Raw genomic sequence first — 23,954 nt, forward strand, 5'->3', positions numbered from 1 at the left:
CCGTGATAACACAGTCACTTGCAGCTTGTATCGAGAACGTACGTCAGGGCTCAGGGGGTTTCAGATGTTCAAAGTCAGCGCGCGGACCGTCCTCGAGCTTGGCGCTGAACTCATCAGCTCCGACATAATTGCGTTCTACGAGTTGATCAAGAACGGGTTTGACGCAAACAGTCAAGCGGGGGTCGACATTGAATTTGATGTTGTTCTGACCCAGAACGACTACGTCCGAGCGTCTAGAAAAATTCGTGAGGCCGTCGACGAGGACGTGAGCCTCGAGCAACTCATTTCTAGTATCGAGGAAAGGTTTCTCGTCGGCGCCAGCGACCACGCCCGGCATACGTACCTGTCCGAGTTGCGCGCAGCCACTACGCTTGACGAGCTGCTCGTCGCGATGGAAAGGGCCCAGGAGAAGGCTAATTCGATTACGGTGTCTGACCGTGGGCACGGCATGTCGCGCGACGACCTGGTCAACAATTTCCTAGTGATCGGAACCCCGTCGCGCAAAGCCGGCGTGGACGTGGCTTTGAGGTCTGGGGAAGCGAACACGCCTTTTCTCGGAGAGAAGGGGATTGGCCGGCTCTCGGCAATGCGGCTGGGGGACAGGCTTCAGGTCACTACGAGTCGCGCCGGCGACAGGCATGAGAATGTTCTCGAGATCAACTGGAAAGACTTCGATCGACTAGACGCATTCATCGAGGAGATCCCAGTCGCACCTCGTACTGGCGTCCAGAAAAGTGACCGTAGTTCATCGGGGACTCGGATTCGAGTGTCCGACCTCTCCGGAAACTGGACGGCTGAAAAGGTCATACAGATGTGCAACGAGGAGTTCGGTCGTTTGACCGATCCTTTCGTCAACGCTCGAAGGCGTCCCCGTGTTGCAGTAGTTTGGAATGGAACACGTTTGGACATTCCGGCGATGCCGAGGACGCTGACTGATGCGGCCCATGCCCGCGTCGTGGGTAGTTACCGGGTTGTGGATGGGCAGCCGTTGCTCACTACAACCGTTGAGGTGCTCGATCTGGGATTTGAGCACCCCCCTGTTGCAGACTCCTTGACCCAAGAATTGGCCGACCTGCAGTCGACGCTGATTGGCAAGGGGGATGAGGTCTCTGATGCCGCACTGTTGACCGTGGGCGATTTCTCGTTCGAAATTCACTGGTTCAATCGGCGTCGGCTTTCGCGCGTCGACTCAGTGGGAGACGGCCGTGCTATTCGCGACCAGCAGGATCAGTGGTCCGGAATTCTGATGTTCCGTGATGGGTTCCGCGTCTTCCCTTACGGTGAGGAAGAAGACGATTGGCTCGAGTTGGATAGACGAGCGCTTCGACGCTCGGGTTACTCGCTCAACAAGACGCAGTTTGTCGGGCGCGTGAACATCTCACGTACGAAGAACCCTCAGTTGGTCGACCAAACAAATCGCGAGGGGCTGCGGGAGACTCCCGAACAACGCGTCCTGCTTGAGATTGTCCGCTACTCGATCCAAGATCGCCTCGGGATTGAAATGCGAGCTGTCGAGCGTGCCCACAAGAGCGCCAAGATCGACTTGTCGGAGGCGAAGAACCGCGTTGAGGAACTGCGCACTTCCGCCCGCGTCGCGGTCGGTCAGTTGCGAACCGTTACGCCGAAGGAGGGGCGGCAAGCGGTCATCCAGGTCGAACAGACTCTGCTTGAGCTCGATGAATTCGCGCGGGCTGCCCACGCGCGAATTGCCGAGGTCGAAAAGGAGAGTCGCCAGATGGTCGAGATGGCTGGCGTCGGCCTGATGGTGGAGGTAGTTGCACACGAACTAGCGCGCGCCACGCAGAATTCTCTTCGCGCGCTTGAGCGCTTGCGAGGCGCCGAGCTGCCCGAGAAGGTCGCCTCGCATCTCTCAACCCTGCGGGTCGAGATGATAAGCATCAGCAAGCGCGTTCGCGTTCTGGATCCCATGAGTGTTTCAGGCCGGCAGCGCCGCGAGGTGTTCTCCCTTGACGCTTTGGTCCGCGAGACGATGGATGCGCATGAGTCACAGTTCGCTCGCCACTCGGTTCGCGTCGAATTGGATCTGGACGCTGCTGTCCGCATCCGGGCGGTGAAAGGCATGATCGTGCAGATCCTGGAGAACCTGATCTCGAACTCTATTTACTGGATGGACATGCGATCCGAGAGGGAATCGCGCCATCGCCCGCTCATTAAGATTGCCGTTGAATCTAACCCTCCTACGCTCACCTTCGAAGATAATGGACGCGGGGTGTCGGCAGTTAATAGAGATAAGATCTTTCAGCCATTCTTCTCGCTCAAGGACACAAAGAGGAGGAGGGGGCTTGGTTTATTCATCGCCCGCGATGCTGCCGAGTACAACGGCGGTTCGTTGGAACTCTCGGAGGTCAAGAATTCTGAGACTGGGCGCCATCACAGATTCGTACTCACGCTACCTGGTGGTGATCGATGACGCTCGTGAATCAACTGCGAACATCTGGCATAGAAAAAGCGCTGATAGTAGACGACGTGTTCGACAGGGTGCCAACGGCGTCTGATCTACGTGACGGGCCGTGGTCGACGTTCTTCGATGATCTGACAGATGAGGATGACCGCCTATTGCGCGAGTTGTATCCCCAGTTTGCAGACGATGCCCACGATCCAGAAGCCCAGGACGAGTTCGTCAAGTTGGTGTGGTTGGAACGAGAGAGGTTGCAGAAGGATAACTGGGAGCAGCTTTTTCGTTCATACCTAGAGATCCAGGCTGGTGACCAGGAGTACGTCGATGCGCTCAAGTCGCAGTTGGAGACTTGGGGCCTGACGGTGGAGCAGCGCGGGCGGGACTTCGAGACGGCGGTCAGTGATGCTGACTTGGTGGTCATTGACCTCTACCTTGGTGCTAGTCAAGATGAAGAATCGTTCGAGCGGTCCCAGAGTTTGCTTCGGAACGCGGTCACGGCTCGGCATGAGCGACCGCCGTTGGTATTGCTCATGTCGCGAAGCGGGCGCCTGGAGTCCAAGAAGGACGACTTTCGCGACAGTGTAGGACTCGTAGACTCCGGTTTTAGAATCATTGAGAAGTCGGACATTGAGTCAACTCGTCTCGAGACACAGTTGGAACGGCTCGCTGTCAATTCCGAGGATACGCTGAAACTATCGCGGTTTCTATTCGAACTTGATTCCGGGATTCGCGACGCTGCCGACGAGGCAATAAGGTTGATGCGCAAAATCCGGCTATCGGACATCGGCCAAGTTCAGCAGCTCCTACTGGATGCAGAGGGTCAACCGGTCGGCAGTTACTTGGTCGACGTTTTCGACCGAGTTTTGCAATATGAGTTGGAGCGGCAGACGGGAATCATCGACGCAGCGGTTGCGATGAATGACTTTGCCACTGCAGAGCACCCTCCGCCGTATGTTGCTGGATCTACCGATTTGCAGCAGATCGTGGCGAGGACGCTAGCTCAGCACGTGAAGAGGTTGGAACTCCCAGGCTCGAAAAGCTCGCAGGTGGCTTTCGGTGACCTCCTCATTCCAAGCAAGAGCGCAGACCAGATCGATGCGGGCGGTGTCTTAGGTGATATCGTCGATCAAGACGTGCTTTTGGTAGTGACGCCGGCCTGTGATCTGCAACGCGACGACGTCCCACGAATCCTCCTGCTTGCGGGAGAGATTGTAAGCTTGGACCGCAGTACCTGGAAGTACACGAGTGGCGCGCGAACCGCAGCTGTGCGGATCAACGGCGAACTCGTGGGCGTGACGTGGTCAGTGAAACACCTCGAGAGCATTTCACGCCGACGCCTGGATGAGGCACTGGGCTCGGGCGCGCTTTCTATTGTGGCGCGACTGCGGGAGGCGCATGTCCTCGAACTGCAGCAAAAGGTTTTGGCTGATTTGGGTCGAGTCGGACAGATGTCCAACCTGCCTGCGACGTTCGCGGTTGAGCTAGAGGCATACTACGTGCAGGCTTCGGACTCAGCTGCTTTGCTGCCAGCGGCGAGTCTCGGGGATGGGGCGGTGTGTTTTGTCGGGCGAGACGATCGGGGGAACTCCCGCATGAGACTGGTTCTCACCGAGAATCAGTGCGATGACTTACAGGCTGCGGTGGACGACCTGACTGCCGATGATGTATCGCGGCATGTGCGGCGGTCGCTCGAAACTCTCAAAGGTGGCTCTCTGCGGAGGGCCATCTTTGCCGGTATCGAGCTCGGGAATGCGATCGACCTGAAGTTCCGTTCGGTCGGGTCGGTAGCCGATAACGTTGGAAAAGCAGTGCCTTTGGGCGTTGTTGCCTGGAACCAGGCGATTCCGGACGACGGTTCGGCGTTCGGTGATCACAAGGGGTGCTGCCTAGTTCTGGTGGTTCGCAATCTGGAGTCAGATCGCGCGGTGTCGAGTCGCGAGGCGGCTGGCCTTGCCGTTCCGGACGACGAGATCTCCAACTGAGCGTGTCTGTTGTGGCCAGGTTGACCGATCCTCGGGGCGGTACCCTGCTGTTATCTTGGGTTCTCGACCTCGCCTCCGACTACGGCGTTGATGGGGATGCACCTTTTCGGGCGAAGCAAGGTCAAGAAGAACCTGCTCTGGAAGTATGCGCAGATCAAGCAGAGGACACGTCTCGGCCGTGAGTATCGCGAGCCCGCACACCCCTCGCTTTGATGTGGCGCTGCACGGTGCGTGGCGCAAAGCCAAGCTGTCTGCCGACGGCAGCCATAGAGAGGCCGGTTCGGTAGAGACGGATCATCTGGTCGATGTCCTGCTCAGTGGGGCTCTGGAAGCGGGTGGCAATTCCCTGCCGCTTCAGGTGCGCCGAGACGGTGCGGCGGTCGATGCCGAACTGGGCCGCCAGTTCGTAGACAGTGGCACCCGATTGGTAGCTATCGACCAGGCGAGCGACCTGGTCTGCACCGAGCTGGATGGCACGCTTCGCTTGCCTGCGCTGCGTCGTAACGGGGGTCGCGCAACTGAGGTCAAGGTTGCGGTAGGCCCTGATGGCTCGCTCGAGTGGAGGTGGGGTCGGGTTGGACAACCATCCCGCGAGGACCACAGCAGCCCTCTGACACGACCGCCCGCCCGGGTTCCCGGGCGGGCGGTCGTGTGTTCTGGAGCCGGGTCGCATCTATCGGTCTCTCCTCAGGAGATGCCGGCGCGGATGGCGAGGATGGCCGCCTGCGTCCGGTCACGGCTCGACGTCTTGGAGAGCACGCTGGTGAGGTGAGTCTTCACGGTGTGCTCGGAGAGGGTCAGGTGCTCGGCGATCTCCTGGTTGCTGAGGCCCTTGCCGACCAGCGCGAGGATCTCCTGCTCGCGGGGCGTCAGGCGAAATGCCTGCAGTTGGACGGGATTCGGTGAAGGGAGCGCGCGCGCCTTGGCGAGGACAGCCCGGGTGACCTCCGGCGCCAGGACCGAGCGACCCTGGGCGACCTCTCGCACTGCCTGGACGAGCGTCGCCCTGCTGCTCCTCTTCAGCACGTATCCGTCGGCGCCGGCGGTGACCGCGTCGACGACCAGGGTGTCGCGGTCGAAGGTGGTCACGACGAGGACGGCCGGGCGACGGGGGCGGCGCGCCAGCTCGGCGAGTGTGGCGATCCCGTCCAGGACGGGCATGCGCAGGTCGAGCAACACCACGTCGATGCCTGCCCCGGCGTCCCATGCCTGCAGGAACTCCCAGCCGTTGGCGGCCTCGCAGACGACCTCGAGGTCGGGCTCGGCTCCGAGGATGAGGGAAAGCCCTTCTCGGACGAGGTCCTGGTCGTCGACGATGGCGATGCGGGTCACCGGGCGCTCCTCGGGAGGCGCACGTCGACGAGCGTGCCGACCCGCTGACCGGAGCTGAAGGTGGCGCGTCCGCCGAGCTGCTCGGCGCGCTCGCGGATGCCGCGGAGTCCGTTGCGGCGCTGCAGCTGGTCCGGCAGCCCCACGCCGTCGTCCTCGATCTCGACCAGCACGTGGGCGTCGACGTCGTGCACCCGCACCCTGACGTGCCCGGCTCCCGCGTGACGCATGACGTTGGTCAGTGCCTCCTGGGCGATGCGGTAGATGGCCGTGACGACGTCGGGATCCTCCGTGACGGTGGTGATCTCGACGTCCACCTGGACGCCGCCGGCGCGAAGAGGTGATGCGAGGGCGGAGTCGATCTGGTTCAGGTCGATCGGTTGTCGAGGGGGGGCCGGCGGGTTCACTTCGGACGCGTCGCGGAGGTCGAAGAGCACGGCGTCGAGCTCCGTGAGTGCCTGGCGTCCGAGATCCGCGATGGCGACGAGCGAGGTCTCGGCGTTCCGCACCTGACCCGCTTCGGCCTGGACGACGATCGCGCTGACGTGGTGACCGAGGGAGTCGTGCAGCTCTCGTGCGAGGTCGCTGCGCCTCTGCAGGTCGCGCTGCCGTGCTTCGTTGGCTCGTGCCTGACGTTCGAGCTCCCGCGACCGAGCGTCGAGGTCGCGCAGCGCGCCGACGAGCTTCCGTGCGGGGGCGATGAGCAGCACCAGGAGCGTCGCCGCTCCGATCGGCACCAGCGTTGCCGCGGGCTTCGCTTCGGGAAGCACCCCGGCCACCGCCGCGCCGAGTGCACCGGCGATGCACGCGAGGACCGGAGCGGTACGTCGGGTGCCCCGGGTCTCGTCAGCCGATGAGAGCACCAACAGCGCTGTGGCTGCGGGCCAGAACGAGAAGTACTCGCCACTGGTCATCGCGACGGCCACGCCGCCGCCCAACGCTGCAGCGGACGCCGACAACAGCCACCACCGCCGGAGGAGGAGGGCCGCCGTGGCGGAGAGGGCCACGATCGCCATGCCGCTGACCTGCACGGGCCCCGGACCGTTGAGCGACACGACGTACAGGGACACCACGGAGATCGCGAGTGCCCCAGCGGGCAGGGCCAGTCGTCCACCGACCGACCATCGAGCGGGGACCTCGTGTCCTCCCACGGCGTGCATGGATCGCAGTCTGGCGGAACGGACCTGCTGACGGAGCCCCGCGCGGCTGGTGGGCGTCGTCATCTGTCGGGATCTGGTACCGAGGTACCAGATCCCGGCTCGCTCTACGACCAGCTGGGTCCCAGAGATCAGACGCGGGTCCCATCCGCGCGAGGTGGCGCCTCGACAGGCTGAGTGCATGGCCACCTTCCTCGTTCCGCCGATGACCGCACCCTCCGTGAACGTCGACCTGGGACCGCCCCCCAGCGCCTTCCTGTCCGACGGCGTCGCCACGGTCGCCAACGCCGTGACGCTCGTCCGCACGGTTGCGGCGGTGGCCGTCGCTGCGATCGCCCTCACCCACTCCGAGCCCGTGCTCCTGGTCATCGCCTACGCCGTGTACTGGGTCGGGGACATGCTCGACGGCTGGACCGCGCGTCGGCTGCAGCAAGAGACGCGCCTCGGCGCCGTCTTCGACATCATCAGTGACCGCGCGTGCACCTCGGTGCTCTGCATCGGGGTGATCGTCGAGTACCCGCAGCTCGCCTTCGTCGTCGTGCCGTTCTTCCTGTCCTTCATGGTGCTGGACACGATCCTGTCGTTGGCCTTTCTGTGCTGGCCGATTGTCAGCCCCAACTACTTCGCGGCAGTCGACCGCACTGTCTACCGGCTGAACTGGTCGCCCGGGGCCAAGTGCCTCAACACAGCCGGCGTCGTGCTGCTTGTCGCGGTCGGAGCGACCTGGGTCGCCCTGGCGCTGGTGGTGGTGCTCATCGGAATGAAGAGCTGGTCGCTGGCACGGGTGCAGTCGATGCTTCGGGCAGCCGGAGCAGGTGGACCTTCTTGAGCGCGGTCATCGCCGTCCTGGTCGGCCTCACCGTCGGTGTCAGCTCCGCGCTGCTGCCGCTGGTCAACGCCGAGGTCTACGCCGCAGCCGCCACAGCTCGCCATCCCTGGGCGGTCATTCTCGTCGTCGTTGCGCTGGCCGTCGGACAGACCGGGGGCAAGGTGCTCCTGTTCGAGGCAGCACGGCGTGGCACCAGGCGGTTCAGAGCAGGCCCCCGACTCCAGGCGCTGACATCAGGCACGTGGGCCGACCGTGTTCAACGCGCTCTGTCCGAGCGGCGCACCGCACGCCCGCTCGTGCTCACCTCAGCCGCGATCGGACTGCCCCCGTTGGCTCTCGTGACTGTGGCCGCGGGTGCTGCTGGGCAGCCGGTCCGCGGCTTCGCGGTGCTGTGCTTCATCGGGCGGACCGCTCGATTCAGCGCGATCGCGGTTCCCGTGTTGATCGCCGTCACCTCGTCCTGACTCGCCGCGGCCCCGCGCTCCGCGGCGCCGAGCTCATCCACCTCGGCGCCGTGCCTGGTGGACGAGGTCGTGCACGACGAGGTCGTGTCGACGACCGCGCCGATCGGCGTGGACTTCAGCAACGCCCCGCACACCTGAAGGTTGAACGTTAGAGTTTCGCGCAGTGGTGCTGCTCGACCCGCCCGTCAAGCAACGGCGTTCTCGGGGTGACCAGCTCGTCAACAGAGGGGGCACCGTGTCCGGTGTCGACAGCACGACCAGCGACGCGATCACGTCGCCGCAACGTCTCGCCGACCTGGAGTCGTCAGGACTGCTCGACTCGCCCGTCGTCGAGGCCCTGGACGCCCTCACGGACGTGGCGCGCACCGCCCTGGGCGCCGACGCCACGGCGATGGTCACGGCGATCACCGCAGACCGGCAGATCGTCGTGAGCATGGCCGATGCGGATCCAGCGCGGGAGCAGCCCGACCCGGTTCCGCTCTCGGACTCGCTGTGCAAGCACGTCGTCATGACGGGGGAGCCCTACGTCGACGCCGACGTCGCCGCCGGTGCGGGCGACCCCGGCAAGTGGAGCCGCCTGGGCGTCGGTGCCTACGCGGGATTCCCGCTCCGAGGTCCGCAGGGCACGGTCCTGGGCGCTGTCTGCGTCGTCACGCCGCATCCGCGTGCGTGGACGCCCCTCGACCTCCAGGTCATGCGCTCGCTGGCCTCGGCGGCAGAGTTCGTCGTGGCGATGCTCGCGATGGCGCGGCACGAACGGCTGGCGCGGCTCAGCGGCGCCGTACCGCTGGAACCCCTGGCGCGGGTGCAGCACGGGCTGCGGACCCCCCTCACGAGCATCCTCGGGTTCCTCGAGCTGCTCATCGAGGGCAGCGTCGGCGCTGTCACGAGCGAGCAGCTCACGGCGCTGGAGTGCTGCCACCGGAACGCGCTGGAGCTGCGTGAGGCCGTCGACGTGCTGGCAACCCTCGGCGTCTGAGGGGCGCGCGGGAACGAGGTCTGGACACGGTGGCGTGGCGCGGCCTCGTGTGGTGGGGTTGCCCGGTCCGGTAGCGCTCTCACGTAGGGGGTCTCGTGCGCGGTCGACGTCGCGATGCGGGGCTCGCCCGAGGGGTGGCCGCCGTCGGTGTCGTGATCGCTGCTGCGGTCAGCCCCGGCGCCGTCGATGGTGCGTACGGCGACGACGACGTCGCCTTCCTGACCGACGTCCAGCAGGGGAGCGGTCTCCTGGTCGTCGTGCCACAGCACCTCCCGCACGGCTATGCCCTCGTGCGGAACGCCAGCGTGACGAAGATGAACGGCACCTGGACCGTCGAGCTGCGCTTCGCCGCGAGGGCCGAGGGCCCGCCCTTCGTGTCGGTGTGCGCCTCGGACGCGACCGACGTCTACGAGGCGTGTGCTCGGAGCCCGCAGCGGACCGACCGGGTGGTGAGGTCCGCGGACCGCCACGACACCGTGCTCATCCGGAGTACGGAACCGGCGTCGGCACTGCCCGTCGAGTGGTCCGCCGTGCGGCTCGTACCGATCCGCGAGCTCTGAGGGCAGCGACCCGGGGCAGGCGCGTCGGTGCCGGGTTCACGCGGGGATGCCTACGGTGTCGTGGCCGCGCGGAAGGTCGCGCGGCAGTTCGATGCAGCCCAGGTCGAGGAGCACCGATGCCCAGAGCAGCCCGCCTTGCGCTCCACGCTTGCCTGGTCGTCGTCCTCGGGCTGGTGGGGTACTTCCTGGGCAGGTCGGGCCCGTGGGGGTTCGCGGGTTTCCTGCTCATCATCGGTGCTGTCGTGGTGGCGGCGATCGTCGGTGCGTCGAAGCGCGCCAAGAGTGAGCAGCCCGACCGGGGATGAGTCCTGACAGCGTCGCGGGTCGGCCCCACCGCGACGGCGGGTCGCCGTTGCCGTTGCTGCACGGCGCGCTGGCGGGCCTCGTCGGCTTGCCGACCTGGGACGCGCGGATCGGGGTCGGGTCCTTCCTGCAGGTGGAGATCGGGCCACCGGCGCCACGCGCCCCGGGCGATCGGCGCGACCACGGCACGTACCACCTCTGGTTCTACGGATGTGGGTGGGAGATCCGCGCGGCCGGTCGCGTGGTCGCGACCTCCGACGACCCGCGTGAGCAGATGGCGAGCGGCGCAGACATCGTCTCGGGTGCGGCGGTCATCGAGGTACGCCTGGCCGGGCCCGCGATCCAGCTGGCGCTCGACAACGGCGTCGTCCTGTCCTCGCTGCCGCCGGAGGCGGAGGACAGGCCGCAGGGCGAGCAGGCCGACACCGAGGACGAGATGGCGGAGTGGATCCTGTACGCGCCGGGGATCGGCGCGCTGACGGTTAATGCGGACGGTTCCGTCACCACCGCCGGCGGTTGACCCCTCGGACCGCCCGTCCCTCCAGCCCGACGGAGCTCAGGCCCGGTGCCCGACCGCCCCACCCCGCCGCAGCCCCACGACCGCCGCGACGAGCAACGCGACGGCCGCGACCGCCGCTGCGACCACCACGGAGTCGGTCCCGTCCGACAGACCCGTCACGGCGATGCCGAGCAGCGCCCAGAGGCCGGCCGCGGCGTACGCGGCGAGACGCCCGACGAGCACCAGCGCCACCAGCGTGACGGTCGCGACGGCGACCACCGCGAGCTGCCAGCCGACGGCGTCCGCCTCGACGACGCCCCAGCCGACCAGCGCGGTCGAGAGGTTGAGGAAGAAGGCGGCGGAGACCCAGCCGGCGTACAGACCGAAGGCGATCCGCGTGAGCGTCCGGTGGCCACGGGGAGCCAGCTCGTCACCGGTGCGCGCCAGCGTCAGCACGCCGTCGACGGCGAAGCCGAACATGAGCGCGAGCGCCACGAACGTGGCGGTGCTGCTGTCGAGCGCGGCCATGAGGATCCACAGGGTGCCGCCCAGGTAGAGCCCGATCTGGTCGAGCTGCAGCCGCAGCGGCACGCGCCGGTCGCGCTTCACCATCGTCGAGACGGCCTGGATGATCGCCAGCGCGTAGATGACGCCCCAGATCGAGAACGCCCAGCCCACGGGGGTGATGAGCAGCTCCGCGCCGGACCCGCTGCCGGGGGAGGCGCCGGGTCCGCTGATCGTCGCGATCGGTGCGACCACCTGCAGCACCGCGGCGGCCAGCACCGCGTTGGCGAGCCGTCGCTGGCGGGGGTGCGGCCTCGAGCCGGTCTGCGTGCGCTCCATGCGATCGAGGTTACGGAGGCCGCCCACCCGACCAGGTGGGAGCGCGCTGCACGTGCCCGACGTGACGCGGTGGTTCGCTGAGCACCCGTCGGCTCAGCAGGTCACCGCACTGATCGGGCGCCGCCCGTCAGCGGTAGACGACGACCACCACGGCTGCGGCCACCGCCACGATCGCGACGGTTGCGGCGAGAGCGGGGCGTCCCTTGCGAGCGGCTACCACGGCGACGACGAGGACGACCACAGGAGGGCCAGCCACAGCTCGAGTGTCATGGGGTGCCTTCTACCAGCCAGCGCCCCCGCCCGTGGGGCGGAGCGAGGTCCGGACTAGACAGCGCTCAGCGTGATGTTCGTGCGGTGGGCTCGATGCGCTCGAGCTGCTGGGCTCCTGGGGCAGGGGGCCGTCGTACTCCTGCTAGTCGCTCTCGGGGAGCCAGGTCGGTCACCGTGTCGCTCCGCCGGCGGCGTCCCACCACCGCAGCACGCGCAGGGCGATGAGGGTCAGCCACGGGGAGGCCTCGCCCTTCGGCGCGTCGATGGGGAACCACTCCTCCCCCCGGTGCCGCCCCTCCGTCGTCCACCGTCCGTCCGGCCGCCGGGCCCTGCGCACATGCGCGACGGCCTCCCCGAGCCGGGGGTCGGGCGGGCGCCGGTCGTGCAGGGCCGCCGCGCGGAAGTGGTCGAGAGCGTTCAGCACGTTGTAGTAGGCCCGGAAGGGGTACAGCGCGGTGAACGCCCACGGCGCCACGGTCTCACCGGTCGACAGGCGGCGGTGGAGGCGTCGGGCCAAGAGGTACTCCTCGCCGGCGCGCCGCGCCGCGCGCACCCGCTCGTCGTCGCCGGTGACCACCGCGTGGTCGAGGAGGCCCTTGAGCACGTTGAGCGTCGAGTGGAACGAGCCTCTCGTCGAGCCCTCGACCCAGGCGCAGTTCCACCCGCCGTCCTCCATCTGGTGCTCGAGGAACCAGTCGATGATGCCGTCGACGTCCGCGCCGAGCCACAGCCCGTTGGAGAGCGTCCACGAGTTGATGCAGCAGTCGACCTCGCCGCCCCAGTAGGGCAGTCCTTCGTACTCCCAGCGACTGTTCGCCGCCAGCCGGTCCGCCGTGCCGTGGAGCGCTCCCGCGTCGACGCCCCACTCGCGCAGCGCGTTGAGCGACCACGTGGTAGCCGTCCACGGCTGTCCCTCGGTCTGGAAGCGGGCCTCGTCCATGTCGGCGGGGAAGAACGCGCCGCCCGCCCACTGACCGTCGTCGTCCTGCAGGGCGAGGAGGCGCGCGCCCCACCCCTCCGACTTAACCCGGCGCCGCGTCGCCTGCCACCGCTCCTCGGGCAGGTCGAGGACATCGCGCTCGACCTGCCACCGGAGGGCGGGATCGGTGTCGAGGAGCCAGAGGCGAGTCGCAGGGTCGATCTCCACCATGGCGCCGACGCTAGGTGACCGCGACGCCCGACGACACCCCCGTGGCTGCGTTCACGCCCGCTCGACGACCGCCTTGATCGCCGCCAGCGTCACCGGGATGCCCTCGCGCGCCATCTGCTCGCGCAGCTCGACCCCCGCGGGCCCGAACTTCTCGGTCACGAACTCCTGCCCGCGGGGCGTGAACTCCCACGACTCCGTGAGGCGCGAGCCGCCGTCGACCGGCTCGATCGTGTAGGCCCAGAACACCCGTCGGTCGTTCACGGCCCACCCGAAGGCCCGACCCGGGTCCGCGACGACGACCTCGGAGCGCGTCTCCCACGTTCGGTCGGGCGTCTCGTTGCGGCCGGTGAAGTGCGCCCCGACCCGTGGTCCGTCACCCTCGTCCCACCAGCAGGCGCGGCAGACGGGGGACTACTCGCCGGTGCGGGTGACGTCGGAGACGACGTCCCACACCTCCTCCGGCGAGGCCGCGACGACGATCGATTCCGAGAAGGTGCGCGAGGACGTCATGACCGCGAGTCTGCACCCTCAAGGCCCCGCGGGGGGTCAGGCGGGCTTCACCGCCAGCACCGGCACGTCGGCGCCGAGCAGCACCCGCTGCGCGACCGAGCCGAGCACGAGCTTCCCGACGGGGGAGCGACGCCGCAGGCCGACGACGATCACCGTCGCAGCCGCTTTCTCGGCGGCCTCCAGGACGGCCTCGGCGACGTCCGGCGCCATGACGCGGTGCACCTCGTGGTCGATCCCCGACGCGGCGAGGTCCCGCTCGAGCGCGGTGACCTCCCCGTCGTCGGCGAACCGCTGGTCGACGAGGGCGTCGCCCCGCGTCGCGTTGACCGCCACGATCCGCGCCGAGCGGCGACGGGCCTCGACGATGCCGTGCTCCAGCGCGGCGTGGCCGAAGTCGTCCGGCGTGTAGGCGATGAGCACGGTCTCGGTCGTCATCGGACGGTCTCCTTCTCGGTGGGCTCGTCGGCGGCGGGGGTCTCGACCGCCGCCTCGGTGGGGGTACGGCGCGGGCGCACCCGCCCCAGCACCAGCGGCACCACGACGAGCAGCACGATCACGGCGTAGACCACGACCGCCAGCGGCTCGTCCACGAGCCCGGCGGGGTCGCCGCCGGAGATCGCCAGCGCCTCGCGCATCTTCGTCTCCATCAGCGGGCCGAGGATGACGCCGAGGATGAGGGGCAGCACCGGCAGCCCGAAGCGGCGCATCGCCAGGCCGAGCAGGCCGAAGACGAGCAGCAGGAACAGGTCGAACGGCTGCTGGTTCGCCGTGTAGGCACCCAGCGAGGCGAAGAAGAGGATGCCCGCGTAGAGGTAGGGCCGCGGGATCCGCAGCAGCTTCGCCCACAGCGGCGCCAGCGGCAGGTTGAGCACGAGCAGCAGCGTGTTGCCGATGAGCAGGCTGGCGAGCAGCGTCCACACCAGGTCCGGGTGCTCGGTCATGAGCTGCGGGCCGGGCTGGATGCCGTAGCCCTGCAGCGCCGCCAGCATGATCGTCGCGGTCGCGGTGACCGGCAGGCCGAGCGCGAGCAGCGGCACGAACGTGCCCGCGGCCGAGGCGTTGTTGGCGGCCTCCGGACCGGCGACGCCCTCGATGGCGCCGTTGCCGAACTCGTGGCCCCGCTTCGCGAGGCGCTTCTCCAGCACGTACGAGAGGAAGGTCGGCGTCTCCGCACCACCCGCCGGCACGGCGCCGAACGGGAAGCCCAGGGCGGTGCCGCGCAGCCACGGCTTCCACGAGCGGCCCCAGTCGTCGCGGCCCATCCACGGGCGGCCGACGGGGATGACGGACAGCGGACGGCGACGGAGGTGGGCGGCGACCCAGAGGGCCTCGCCGAGGGCGAAGATGCCGACCGCGACGACGACGATGTCGAGCCGGTCCGCCAGCAGCGGCTGGTCGAAGGACAGGCGCGGCTGGCCGGTGTTCATGTCGAGCCCGACGAGCCCGATCGTGAGGCCGATGAAGAGCGCGATGAAGCCGCGCAGCCGGGACGAGCCGAGCACGCTGGTCACGAGCACCATCGCCATCAGCATGATCGCGAGGTAGGACGGCGCACCGATCTTCACGGCCACCCCGGCCAGCGCCGGGGCGAAGAACACGACGAGCATCGTGCCGATCGTGCCGGCGATGAACGAGCCGATGGCGGCGGTGGCGAGCGCCTGGGCGGCCCGTCCCTTCTTCGCCATCTTGTTGCCCTCGAGCGCCGTCATCACCGAGGCGGACTCACCAGGGGTGTTGAGCAGGATCGAGGTGGTGGACCCTCCGTACATGCCGCCGTAGTAGATGCCGGCGAACATGATGAAGGCCTGGGTCGGCTCGAGGCCGAAGGTGACGGGCAGCAGCAGGGCGACCGCCATGGCGGGGCCGATGCCGGGGAGCACGCCGACGAACGTGCCGAGCAGCACGCCGATCGCGGCCCACATGAGGTTCTCGGGCGTGATGGCCGTGGCGAGGCCGTCCGCGAGGAGTGACAGGGAGTCCATGACGCGCCTTTCAGAGGATCCCGTCGAGGACACCCGGCGTGAGCGGGATGCCGAGACCGACGTAGAAGCCGTACCAGCTGCCGACCGCGAGGACGACGCCGATGAGGAGGTCGCGCACGTAGGTGCGCGAGCCGAGCGACCAGGTGGCGCCGGCGAAGAGGATCGCGCCCGAGACGGCCCAGCCGAGCCAGTCGACGGTCGCGATGGTGAGCACGAGCACGCCGACGAGCTTCGCGACGGTCAGCCAGTCGGAGCGCTGCGTGAGGTCGACGTCCTCCCCGTCCTCCGGGGTGGGTACGTCGCCGCGCAGGGCCGCGAGGCCGAGCAGGACCCCGAGGCCGACGAGCACGGAGCCGATGACGTACGGGAACGCCTTGGGCCCGACGGGGTCGGCGAACCCGACGACGAGCGTGGAGGCGTCGTAGACGGTGTAGGCGCCGATGACGACGAGCGCCGCGGCGAGGCCGAGCTGGGCCAGGTCGCGCTCGCGCTCGGGAGCGGGTGGCGGGGTGCCCTCGACCGCGGGGGCGGTGGTGGCCGGCCGGACCGGCTCGGTGGGGGTGGTGGTCATCGCGGGCTCGTTCCTCCGAGGGCGTCGGGGCAGGGGTGGTGCGACGGGGCGTGGGGGTCGGGGGTCACGACAGGTTCAGCCCGAGCTCGTCGAGGGTGCCGGCCACGCGGGCGTCCTCCTCGGTGAGGAACTGCTCGAACTCGTCACCGGTCTGCAGCGCGTCGATCCAGCCGTTGTCGGCCATCGCCTGCTGCCACTCGTCGGTCTCGTGCATCTCGACCACGAGCTCGATGAGCCGGTCGCGGGCCTCGTCCGAGATGCCGGGCGGGGCCAGCACGCCGCGCCAGTTGTTGAAGACGAGGTCGACGCCGGACTCGGTGACGGTCGGCACGTCGGAGAGGACGTCGTTGGCGAGGCGCTCCTCGCCGGAGACGGCCAGCGCGCGCAGGTCGCCCGAGGCGATCTGGCCCTCGAACTCGCCCAGGCCGGAGAAGCCGACCTGGATCTTGTCGCCCAGCAGGGCGGAGGTGAGGGGGCCGCCGCCGTCGTAGACGACGTAGCGGACGTCCTTGGGGTCGATCCCTGCCGCCTGCGCGAGCAGCATCGGGAAGAGGTGGTCGGGGCCACCGACGGACGAGCCGCCACCCACGACGATGGACCCCGGGTCGGCGCGCCAGGCCTCGATGAAGTCGTCGAACGTCGCGTAGGGCGAGCCCGCCGGCACGAGGACGCCCTCCTGGTCCTCGATGAGCTTGGCGATGGGCGTCGCGTCCTGGGGCCGGACGTCGTTGCCGTTGGAGTAGAGGGAGCCGACGACGCCGAGGCCCATGTACATCATCAGGTGCTCGTCGCCCTCGGCGTTCATGAGCCGGGACATGGCCACGGAGCCGCCCGCGCCGATGATGTTGTTGATCTCGAAGTCGCCGTCGGTCAGGTCGTTGCGCTCCATGGCCGCCACGGCGGCCCGGCCGGTCTGGTCGTAACCTCCACCGGGGCTGTTCGGGATGTAGACCGTGTAGTCGTCCCCGGAGCCACCGCGGGTGACCCCGCAGGCGCTCGCCAGCGCCGCCACCATCACGCCGGCGACGGTCGCGCCGGTGATGCGGGTGAGCCGCGACGTACGGGAGAATGGCTGCTTCATGTGGTGATCGTCACCCTGCTTGTGGGCGGCGTCACGCTTAGGCGCGTAACGGAGGTTTCGGAACTTGTGGTCACCCGCGGTCGGCGCGCGCCGTCCCCGTCTCACGCTCGCCGGGCAGTTCCTCGTGCTGCAGCTCAGCGTGCTCGTGATGGTGCTGGGGGTCGCGGGGTTCGTGACGCTGCAGCAGACCGAGACCTCGTTCCGCGACGAGCGCGGCAGCCGCCTGCGGCAGGCCGCCGAGAGCCTCGCCAACACGGCCGTCGTGCGCGACGAGCTGCAGGAGCGCTACCCGGCGACGGAGGCCCTGGCGTCCTACGCCACCGAGGTGCAGAACCGACTCGGCGCCGACGCGGTCTACCTCACCGACGCGGACGGCCGGCAGGTGATCGGGCCCGACCCGACGCTCGAGGACGAGCAGATCGACCTCGGTGACCGCTCGATCCTGCAGGGCCGGGTCTGGAGCGGCGACGTCGACGAGCGCGACCGGCACTCCCTGGCCGCCCTCGTGCCGGTGCTCGACGACGACGGCGCGCTCGTCGGCATCGTCATGGTCGCGGAGACCTATCCCTCGTGGTCGCAGCTCGTCGAGCGCTCGGTGCCCGACCTCCTCGTCTTCCTGGGCCTCGGCCTCGCGCTCGGTGGCGTCGGGTCGTTCGTGCTGTCGCGGCTGATCAAGCGGCGTACCCGCGGCCTGGAGCCCGCCGAGATCTCCGCCCTCGCCGACCAGCGGGAGGCGCTGCTCCACTCCCTCCGCGAAGGGTTGGTGGGGGTCGCGGCCGACGGCCGGGTGACCGTCGTCAACGACACCGCCCGCGCGCTGCTGGGGCTGGCGGAGGTCGGTCCGGACGACCGTCTCGCCGACCTCGACCTGCCGCCCGAGGTGGCCGAGCTGCTCGCCGCGGACGAGCCCGAGGAGGAGGTCGAGGACGCCCTCCTCGTCATCGGCGGACGCGTCCTCGTCGTCAACCGCCGCCGGGTGCGCGGCTCCGGGGCGACCGGCGGCGTGGTCGTCACGCTCCGCGACCACACCGAGCTCCTCGCGCTGCGCAGCGAGCTGCGGGAGCGGGAGTCCGTGACGGAGACGCTCCGCGCGCAGACCCACGAGTTCTCCAACCGGCTCCACACGATCTCGGGGCTGCTGCAGCTGGAGGAGTACGACGAGGCCTCGGCCGCCATCGGCACCATCGTGCGGCGCCAGGCGGAGATCAGCGACGGCGTGCGCGCCCGGGTCGAGGACCCCCAGGTCGCCGCGCTCCTCGTCGCGAAGGTGAGCGTCGCGGCGGAGCGCGGGCTGCCCATCGAGGTGGTCGACACCGCCGGGGCGGGACCGCTGCCGCGGCTCGACCCCGACCTCGCCGCCGACGTCGCCACGGTGCTGGGCAACCTCGTCGACAACGCCGTCGACGCCGTCGTCGCCGCCCGCGCGACGGGGGCGGGACCCCGTCCGGCGGACGTCGTCGAGGTGCGGCTCCGGTACGACGCGGGAGCGGCCTGGGTCGAGGTCGGCGACACCGGCGCGGGGATCGCGCCGGCCGACCGCGCGCGGATCTTCGACCGGGGCTGGTCCACCAAGCCCGGCGGGGTCGGCGGGCGGGGGATCGGCCTCGCCCTCGTGCGCCAGGTCTGCCAGCGCCGGGGCGGCGAGGTGGCGGTCGGGTCGCGTCCGGGGGGCGGCGCGGTGTTCACTGCTCGCATGCCCGGCCGTCCGCACCCCGACGTCGAGGACGGCGCCCGTGCCTGATGCCGCCGCGGACCTGCGCGTCCTCGTCGTCGACGACGACTTCATGGTCGCCTCGATCCACACCCGCTTCGTCGAGCGGGCGCCCGGCTTCACCCCGGTCGGCGTCGCCGCCACCGCGCGGGCGGCGCTCGAGGAGATCGAGCGGCTGCACCCCGACCTCGTGCTGCTCGACGTGCACCTGCCCGACGCCTCCGGCATCGACGTGCTCCGCCGTCTCCGCGGCGCGGGCAACGAGGTCGGCGTCATCATGGTGACCGCGGCGCGCGAGGCCGAGACCGTCCGGGCGGCGGCCGCGGCCGGAGCGGCGCACTACCTCGTCAAGCCGTTCGAGCGCAGCGACCTCGAGACCCGGCTCGAGGGCTTCCGCCGCAGCCGCGCCGCGCTCGCGGCGATCGACACCGACGAGGCCTCGGCCGCCCGCGCGACGCAGGACGCGATCGACGCCGTCTTCGCCCCCGCCCCGGGGGCCCGGGCCGCCTTGCCGAAGGGCCTCTCCGTCGAGACCGCCGGTGCCGTGGCGTCCGCCCTGGCCGGCGGCGAGGAGCTCTCCGCCAGCGACGTCGCCGACCGGATCGGCGTCTCCCGGGTGAGTGCCCGGCGCTACCTCGAGCACTTCGTCGAGACGGGCCGGCTCACGGCGCGGCTGCAGTACGGCGGCACGGGACGCCCCGTGCGGTTGTACCGGCGCGAGGACTGAACCCGGCGTCGGCGGTCTCTCAGGAGGTGGGGGCCACGTGTCCCCGCCGCGCCCACTCGGCCGCGATCAGCTCGTAGGACCGCACCCGGTCGGCGTGGGCGTGCGTCATCGTCGTGATGGCGATCTCGTCGGCGCCCGTCGCCCCGACGACCTGCTCGAGCCGGTCGGCCACCTCGCCCGGGTCGCCGACGAGCTGGGTGCGGACGCGGTCGTCGACCAGGGCGGCGTCCTCGTCGCCGAGCCGCAGTGCGGGCACCTCCGCGTCGGACGGGTAGGGGATCGCGCCCTCGCCCGCGCGGATGCTGCGCACCCACGGCCCGTAGCCCGCTGCCAGGCGCTGGGCCTCGGCCGACGTCGGTGCGGCGACGGCGTCGACCGAGACCGCGACGTACGGCGCCGCCCGCTTCTCGGACGGGCGGAACGCGGCGCGGTAGGCCTCCACGGCATCGACCACGGTGGCGGGGGAGTGGTGGTAGCTGGCCACGAACGGGAGGCCGCGCGCACCGGCCACGGACGCGCTCGTGCCGGCGGACGCGCCGAGCACCCACAGGTCCACGTCGGCGCCCTCCCCGGGGGCGGCGGTCAACCGGCGGCCCTCGGCGTCGGTCACGGAGCCCTCCAGCAGCGCGACCACCTCGTCGAGCTGCTCGTCGTACGGCGGCGCCCACGCCCCCGGCTGCTGCAGCAGGTCGAGGGTCGCCCGGAGGCGGGCGAGGGTGCCGGGCCCGGGCGTGTACGGCGCGGGGAGCAGCAACCCGTTGGCCGTGCGGGTCTCGGTCGTGTGCCGGGCGGGCGCCCGGCCGAGGGCGTGCGACGGTCCGCCGGGCTGCTCCGTGCCCGGCGCAGGTCGCGACGGCGAGCGACCGATGCCGAGGTCGAGGCGACCGCCGAAGGCGGCGGCGAGCAGGCCGAACTCCTCGACCGTGGCGAGCGGGGTGCGGTGCCCGATCTGGACACCGGCCGAGCCCAGCCGGATGTGGGAGGTGACGGGCCCGACGAGGGCGATGGTGACCGCCGGCGAGGACCCCAGCACGCCCGGGTTCAGGTGGTGCTCGGCGAACCAGAGCCGTCGGTAGCCCGCGGCCTCCACCGCCACCGCCAGCGACCGGGCGTTGGCGAGCACGGTCGCGTCGTCGTCCCCGCTGCTGCGCGGCAGGAGGTCGAGCACGGTGAGGTGGACGGTCACGGGTGGCTCCTCACGGGGTGGCTCCTCACGGGCGGCTCAGCCGGCAGGCCGAGGTTCTCGCGGAGCGTGCGACCCGTGTACGACGCGGGCACCGACCCCCGCTCCTGCAGCAGGGGCACGACCCGTTCGGCGAGCTCGTCGAGCCCGCCGGGACTGAGGTGGGGGACGAGGATGAACCCGTCCGCCGCACCGGTCTGCACCCGGTGGTCGATCTGCTCCGCGATCTCGGCGGCCGTGCCGACGAAGGTCTGGCGGGCGCTGACCTCGACCACGAGGTCACGGAGCGAGAGCCCCTTCGCCGCGGCGAGCTCCCGCCACTCCCGCACCTGCGCGACGACATCGACCGTGGGGACGACCTGGCCCTGCACCAGCAGCGGGTCCTCCGGCTCCGGGAGCGGCTCGACGTCGGGCAGCGGGCCGTCGGGGTCGTAGCCCGAGAGGTCGCGGTTGTAGAAGCGCTCGAGGAACTGCAGGGCCGTCGCACCGCTGACCTGCGCGCGTCGCACCTCGGCGGCGTGCCGCTCGGCCTCCTCCGTGGTGTCGCCGAGCGCGAAGGTCGCGGCGGGCAGGATCAGCAGGTGGTCGGGGTCGCGGCCGGCGGCCGCCGCCCGCCCCTTGAGGTCGGCGGAGAACGCCCTCGCCTCGTCGAGCCCCCGCGCGAGCGTGAAGATCCCGTCGGCGTGCGTCGCCCCGAAGGCGCGGCCCGCGTCGGAGTCACCGGCCTGCAGCACCACGGGCTCGACCTGGGGACTGCGGGGCAGGGGGAAGTGGCCCTCCACGTCGAAGTGCCGGCCCCGGTGGGAGAACGCCCCGACCTCCACGTCCCGCACGAACCGGGCCCCGTCGGTGTCCGCGACCAGGTCGTCGACGCCCCACGAGCGCCACAGCGACCGCACGACCGTGACGAACTCGGCGGCGCGGTCGTAGCGGTCGGCGCGGTCGAGGAACCCGCCGCGGCGGAAGTTCGCCCCGGTGAACGCGTCGGGCGAGGTCACCGCGTTCCAGCCCGCGCGGCCCCCGGACAGGTGGTCGAGCGTGGCGAGCTGCCGGGCCACCTCGTAGGGCTCGTTGTAGGTCGTCGTCAGCGTCCCGACGAGCCCGAGGTGCTCCGTCACCGCCGACAGCGCTGCGAGGACGGCGAGCGTGTCGGGCCGACCGACGACGTCGAGGTCGTGGATGCGGCCCTTCTTCTCCCGCAGGCGCAGGCCCTCGGCGAGGAAGAAGAAGTCGAAGCGGCTCCGCTCGGCCGTGCGGGCCATGTGCACGAAGCTGGAGAAGTCGATGTGGCTGCCCGAGGCGGGGTCGCTCCACACGCTCGTGGCGTTCACGCCGGGGAAGTGGGCACCGAGGCGCACCTGGCGGCGCCCCGGCGGCCGACGCTCGGCCGGGCGCTCCGCACCGGCGCTCACGAGGCGTCCTCCCGCGTCGGGGCGGCGTAGCGCGACCGCGGGCGCTCCAGACCGAGCCGCTCGCGCAGGGTGAGGACGGGCCGCCCGGCGTCGACGAGGTGCGGCAGCACGTGCTCGAGGAGCAGCGGGAGGTCGACCGCGTGCTCCGCCGGCCGCAGCCGCAGCCCGTCGAGACCGGCCGCGCGCCAGGTGTCCGCCCGAGCCAGCAGGTCGACGGGGGTGCCCACGACGACAACGGCGTCCGAGCGCCACGCGCCGCCGCCCGGGTGGGCGAGCGCGTCGAGCTCCGCGAGGCGTCGGGTCGCCTCCTCGCGGGTCGCGCCGAGCACGACGTCGACCTCGCCCAGCACGCGCAGCGGTGGCTCCGCGCGCCCGGCCGCGGCCTCCGCCGCGCGCACGCGGGCGACGGAGCCGGCCGCGTCGTCGCCCGGGTACGGCGCGTCCGGGGTCACCAGCACCACGTCCGCCGCCGCCGCGGCGAGCGCGAACGCGCGCGGGTCGTGAGCGAGCACCAGCACCGGGGGACGGCCCTGGGGTGAGCGCGGCACGATCGAGGGACCCTTCACCGCGAGGTGGTCCCCCACGAAGTCGATGTGGTGCAGCCGGTCCCGGTCGACGAAGCGTCCCGTCGTCGCGTCACGGATCTCGGCGTCGTCCTCCCAGCTGTCCCACAGGCGACCGAGCACCTCGGCGACCTCGCCCGCGTCGGCGAACACCTCGTCCCGCGCGGCGAGCGAGAGGGGGGCGTCGCGGGTCGCGGTCTCGAGCGGCGGGAGGTCCCGCCGACCCAGCAGGCGCGCCCGGGTGCGCGTGGCGTCCGCCCGGAGCCGCACCCCGGCGCGACCGAGCGAGGCGTGGTCGAGGGTGGCCACGGCGGTGGCGACGTGGAACGGCTCGGTGTGCGTGGTGACGACGCTCGGGACGAGCGCCACCCGACGGGTCGACGGGGCGAGCGCGCTCGCGAGGAGCACCGGCTCCGGCGCCACGCGCAGTCGGTCCGCGCGCGCCGCGGGCTCGCCGTACCCGTCGCCGGGGATCCCGAACGGGTCCTCCCAGGTGACGACGTCGACGCCGGCGTCGTCGAGCGGCAGCACGAGGTCGCGCCAGTACGCCGCGGTCGCCGACCGCCGCGCCTCCTCGGGGCTCCGTCGCCAGGCGCCGGGGTGCCACCCGACGCCGTCCAGCGCCACGGCGACCACGGGAGTGCCCACCGGGTCGCTCACCGGTGCTCCTGCGGTGTCACCAGCACGAGGCTCGTCGTCGTGCGGAGCGCGAACCCGAGGTGCTCGTACAGCCGGATCGCCCGCCTGTTGTCGGCGCCGGTGTGCAGCAGCACCCGCTCTCCGCGCGCGACCACCCCCGCGGCGACCGCGGCCACGAGGCGCGCGGCGTACCCCCGGCCCTGCCAGGCCGGGTCGGTGCAGACCGCGCTGATCTCGGTCCATCCCGCGGGGTGCAGGCGCTCGCCCGCCATGGCGACCAGGGTGCCGTCGGGGGCGTGCAGCCCGAGGTAGGTGCCGAGCGTGGCGGTGCGCGGCAGGAACGGGCCGGGACGGGTGCGGGAGGTCAGGTCGAGCATGGCGGCCACGTCCGCGGGGTCGTCGGCGTCGAGGCGCCGCAGGTCCCCGGTCGTGCCCGGGTCGAGGGGACGGGTCGCGACGAGCTGGACCCCTGGGACGTGCTCGACGAGCTGCCAGCCCGGCGCGGCGACGACCCCCGGTCCCGTCACCACCACCGCGTCGCCCTCCGGGACGAGGCCCGCGAGCGCGTCCCAGCAGCGGGCGTCCAGCGGGTCCTCGAGGCCGGCGAACGGCGAGACGTCGGGCGCGTAGCGGCGCGCCGGGCCGTCGCCGACGGCCAGCGCGGCATGGGGGCCGGTGAGCGATGCCCAGGCCGGGTTGTCGAGCAACGCCAGCCCCGGCGCGGGCGCGGCGGTGGGGGAGGACACGACTGCCAGCCTAGGTCGATCCGGAAACTACGCATTGGGCGTCCC

24 protein-coding genes and 1 pseudogene are annotated in these 23,954 nt (G+C 70.3%); 10 read left to right on the forward strand and 15 right to left on the reverse strand.

The window, feature by feature from the left end:
• The first annotated feature begins 64 nt into the window (after nt 1-64).
• Both QE405_RS00775 and QE405_RS00780 read left to right on the forward strand, forming a co-directional pair.
• Nucleotides 65-2,431 (forward strand): sensor histidine kinase, encoded by a 2,367-nt coding sequence (locus QE405_RS00775; RefSeq protein ID WP_307198325.1) that lies wholly within the window; start codon nt 65-67, stop codon nt 2,429-2,431.
• Entirely contained in the window at nt 2,428-4,401 is a 1,974-nt protein-coding gene (locus QE405_RS00780) for a hypothetical protein (protein WP_307198326.1), read from the forward strand. Before QE405_RS00775 ends, QE405_RS00780 begins: the two co-directional genes overlap by 4 nt.
• 154 nt (nt 4,402-4,555) lie before the next feature.
• Here the strand turns inward: QE405_RS00780 and QE405_RS00785 are convergent, their stop codons facing one another.
• The 3 genes from QE405_RS00785 to QE405_RS00795 form a co-directional block, all read right to left on the reverse strand.
• Entirely contained in the window at nt 4,556-5,002 is a 447-nt protein-coding gene (locus QE405_RS00785; protein ID WP_307198327.1) for a hypothetical protein, read from the reverse strand.
• A gap of 86 nt (nt 5,003-5,088) precedes the next feature.
• Nucleotides 5,089-5,733, reverse strand: a complete 645-nt coding sequence (locus QE405_RS00790; RefSeq protein ID WP_307198328.1) for a response regulator — start codon at nt 5,731-5,733, stop codon at nt 5,089-5,091.
• Nucleotides 5,730-6,890, reverse strand: a complete 1,161-nt coding sequence (locus tag QE405_RS00795; RefSeq protein WP_307198329.1) for a sensor histidine kinase — start codon at nt 6,888-6,890, stop codon at nt 5,730-5,732. Before QE405_RS00795 ends, QE405_RS00790 begins: the two co-directional genes overlap by 4 nt.
• A gap of 178 nt (nt 6,891-7,068) precedes the next feature.
• On the opposite strand from QE405_RS00795, the gene QE405_RS00800 reads away from it, so the two are divergent.
• The 6 genes from QE405_RS00800 to QE405_RS00825 all read left to right on the forward strand — a co-directional run bounded on the left by QE405_RS00800 (nt 7,069) and on the right by QE405_RS00825 (nt 10,542).
• Entirely contained in the window at nt 7,069-7,716 is a 648-nt protein-coding gene (locus tag QE405_RS00800; protein WP_307198330.1) for a CDP-alcohol phosphatidyltransferase family protein, read from the forward strand.
• Nucleotides 7,713-8,180, forward strand: coding sequence for a hypothetical protein (locus QE405_RS00805; RefSeq protein ID WP_307198331.1), 468 nt, complete (start codon nt 7,713-7,715; stop codon nt 8,178-8,180). Before QE405_RS00800 ends, QE405_RS00805 begins: the two co-directional genes overlap by 4 nt.
• A gap of 235 nt (nt 8,181-8,415) precedes the next feature.
• A complete protein-coding gene (locus tag QE405_RS00810; RefSeq protein WP_307198332.1) occupies nt 8,416-9,159 on the forward strand; it encodes a GAF domain-containing protein in 744 nt (247 codons plus the stop codon).
• A 95-nt stretch (nt 9,160-9,254) separates the two neighbouring features.
• The gene (locus QE405_RS00815; protein ID WP_307198333.1) at nt 9,255-9,719 is read left to right on the forward strand and encodes a hypothetical protein; all 465 of its coding nucleotides are present in this window, start codon (nt 9,255-9,257) and stop codon (nt 9,717-9,719) included.
• Nucleotides 9,720-9,835: 116 nt separating this feature from the next.
• Nucleotides 9,836-10,024, forward strand: coding sequence for a hypothetical protein (locus tag QE405_RS00820; protein WP_307198334.1), 189 nt, complete (start codon nt 9,836-9,838; stop codon nt 10,022-10,024).
• On the forward strand, nt 10,021-10,542 hold the full coding sequence (locus QE405_RS00825; RefSeq protein WP_307198335.1) for a hypothetical protein: 522 nt from the start codon (nt 10,021-10,023) through the stop codon (nt 10,540-10,542). The genes QE405_RS00820 and QE405_RS00825 overlap by 4 nt, the downstream gene beginning before the upstream one ends.
• Nucleotides 10,543-10,578: 36 nt before the next feature.
• Here the strand turns inward: QE405_RS00825 and QE405_RS00830 are convergent, their stop codons facing one another.
• From QE405_RS00830 to QE405_RS00865, 8 genes and pseudogenes are all read right to left on the reverse strand, one after another.
• Nucleotides 10,579-11,364: a hypothetical protein gene (locus QE405_RS00830; protein ID WP_307198336.1), complete on the reverse strand. Its 786-nt coding sequence runs from the start codon at nt 11,362-11,364 to the stop codon at nt 10,579-10,581.
• A gap of 127 nt (nt 11,365-11,491) precedes the next feature.
• Nucleotides 11,492-11,620 carry a hypothetical protein gene (locus tag QE405_RS00835; RefSeq protein ID WP_307198337.1) on the reverse strand — a complete coding sequence of 43 codons (129 nt, stop codon included), beginning with the start codon at nt 11,618-11,620 and terminating at the stop codon, nt 11,492-11,494.
• Nucleotides 11,621-11,803: 183 nt separating this feature from the next.
• Complete coding sequence (locus tag QE405_RS00840) at nt 11,804-12,784, reverse strand: squalene cyclase (protein WP_307198338.1); 981 nt, start codon at nt 12,782-12,784, stop codon at nt 11,804-11,806.
• Nucleotides 12,785-12,835: 51 nt separating this feature from the next.
• Nucleotides 12,836-13,180, reverse strand: a pseudogene (locus QE405_RS00845) (SRPBCC family protein); the annotation flags it as partial.
• Nucleotides 13,181-13,330: 150 nt separating this feature from the next.
• Nucleotides 13,331-13,729 carry a universal stress protein gene (locus tag QE405_RS00850; protein ID WP_307198339.1) on the reverse strand — a complete coding sequence of 133 codons (399 nt, stop codon included), beginning with the start codon at nt 13,727-13,729 and terminating at the stop codon, nt 13,331-13,333.
• Entirely contained in the window at nt 13,726-15,276 is a 1,551-nt protein-coding gene (locus QE405_RS00855) for a tripartite tricarboxylate transporter permease (RefSeq protein WP_307198340.1), read from the reverse strand. The genes QE405_RS00850 and QE405_RS00855 overlap by 4 nt, the downstream gene beginning before the upstream one ends.
• A 10-nt stretch (nt 15,277-15,286) precedes the next feature.
• The gene (locus QE405_RS00860) at nt 15,287-15,847 is read right to left on the reverse strand and encodes a tripartite tricarboxylate transporter TctB family protein (protein WP_307198341.1); all 561 of its coding nucleotides are present in this window, start codon (nt 15,845-15,847) and stop codon (nt 15,287-15,289) included.
• Nucleotides 15,848-15,911: 64 nt separating this feature from the next.
• Entirely contained in the window at nt 15,912-16,928 is a 1,017-nt protein-coding gene (locus QE405_RS00865; protein WP_307198342.1) for a Bug family tripartite tricarboxylate transporter substrate binding protein, read from the reverse strand.
• A gap of 64 nt (nt 16,929-16,992) precedes the next feature.
• Between QE405_RS00865 and QE405_RS00870 the strand changes: the two genes are divergently transcribed.
• Both QE405_RS00870 and QE405_RS00875 read left to right on the forward strand, forming a co-directional pair.
• Nucleotides 16,993-18,669, forward strand: a complete 1,677-nt coding sequence (locus QE405_RS00870) for a sensor histidine kinase (RefSeq protein ID WP_307198343.1) — start codon at nt 16,993-16,995, stop codon at nt 18,667-18,669.
• Nucleotides 18,662-19,366, forward strand: a complete 705-nt coding sequence (locus QE405_RS00875) for a response regulator (RefSeq protein ID WP_307198344.1) — start codon at nt 18,662-18,664, stop codon at nt 19,364-19,366. The genes QE405_RS00870 and QE405_RS00875 overlap by 8 nt, the downstream gene beginning before the upstream one ends.
• Before the next feature lie 19 nt (nt 19,367-19,385).
• Here QE405_RS00875 and QE405_RS00880 read toward each other — a convergent pair whose 3' ends face one another.
• From QE405_RS00880 to QE405_RS00895, 4 genes are read right to left on the reverse strand one after another with little or no spacing between them, the layout of a single operon-like run.
• Nucleotides 19,386-20,552: an LLM class flavin-dependent oxidoreductase gene (locus QE405_RS00880; protein ID WP_307198345.1), complete on the reverse strand. Its 1,167-nt coding sequence runs from the start codon at nt 20,550-20,552 to the stop codon at nt 19,386-19,388.
• Nucleotides 20,549-21,961, reverse strand: coding sequence for an NtaA/DmoA family FMN-dependent monooxygenase (locus QE405_RS00885; RefSeq protein WP_307198346.1), 1,413 nt, complete (start codon nt 21,959-21,961; stop codon nt 20,549-20,551). The genes QE405_RS00880 and QE405_RS00885 overlap by 4 nt, the downstream gene beginning before the upstream one ends.
• On the reverse strand, nt 21,958-23,184 hold the full coding sequence (locus tag QE405_RS00890; protein WP_307198347.1) for an LLM class flavin-dependent oxidoreductase: 1,227 nt from the start codon (nt 23,182-23,184) through the stop codon (nt 21,958-21,960). The genes QE405_RS00885 and QE405_RS00890 overlap by 4 nt, the downstream gene beginning before the upstream one ends.
• Nucleotides 23,181-23,909: a GNAT family N-acetyltransferase gene (locus tag QE405_RS00895; RefSeq protein ID WP_307198348.1), complete on the reverse strand. Its 729-nt coding sequence runs from the start codon at nt 23,907-23,909 to the stop codon at nt 23,181-23,183. Before QE405_RS00895 ends, QE405_RS00890 begins: the two co-directional genes overlap by 4 nt.
• Nucleotides 23,910-23,954 lie beyond the last annotated feature (45 nt).

The sequence above is a fragment of the Nocardioides zeae genome (assembly GCF_030818655.1).
GTDB lineage: Bacteria > Actinomycetota > Actinomycetes > Propionibacteriales > Nocardioidaceae > Nocardioides > Nocardioides zeae_A.

Bases quoted from the DNA above. Each gene is read 5' to 3' on its own strand.
- QE405_RS00840 (WP_307198338.1), bottom strand. From the start codon at position 12,784: ATGGTGGAGATCGACCCTGCGACTCGCCTCTGGCTCCTCGACACCGAT.
- QE405_RS00775 (WP_307198325.1), top strand. From the start codon at position 65: ATGTTCAAAGTCAGCGCGCGGACCGTCCTCGAGCTTGGCGCTGAACTC.
- QE405_RS00855 (WP_307198340.1), bottom strand. From the start codon at position 15,276: ATGGACTCCCTGTCACTCCTCGCGGACGGCCTCGCCACGGCCATCACG.
- QE405_RS00795 (WP_307198329.1), bottom strand. From the start codon at position 6,890: ATGCACGCCGTGGGAGGACACGAGGTCCCCGCTCGATGGTCGGTCGGT.
- QE405_RS00865 (WP_307198342.1), bottom strand. From the start codon at position 16,928: ATGAAGCAGCCATTCTCCCGTACGTCGCGGCTCACCCGCATCACCGGC.
- QE405_RS00780 (WP_307198326.1), top strand. From the start codon at position 2,428: ATGACGCTCGTGAATCAACTGCGAACATCTGGCATAGAAAAAGCGCTG.
- QE405_RS00820 (WP_307198334.1), top strand. From the start codon at position 9,836: ATGCCCAGAGCAGCCCGCCTTGCGCTCCACGCTTGCCTGGTCGTCGTC.
- QE405_RS00860 (WP_307198341.1), bottom strand. From the start codon at position 15,847: ATGACCACCACCCCCACCGAGCCGGTCCGGCCGGCCACCACCGCCCCC.
- QE405_RS00825 (WP_307198335.1), top strand. From the start codon at position 10,021: ATGAGTCCTGACAGCGTCGCGGGTCGGCCCCACCGCGACGGCGGGTCG.
- QE405_RS00800 (WP_307198330.1), top strand. From the start codon at position 7,069: ATGGCCACCTTCCTCGTTCCGCCGATGACCGCACCCTCCGTGAACGTC.
- QE405_RS00850 (WP_307198339.1), bottom strand. From the start codon at position 13,729: ATGACGACCGAGACCGTGCTCATCGCCTACACGCCGGACGACTTCGGC.
- QE405_RS00830 (WP_307198336.1), bottom strand. From the start codon at position 11,364: ATGGAGCGCACGCAGACCGGCTCGAGGCCGCACCCCCGCCAGCGACGG.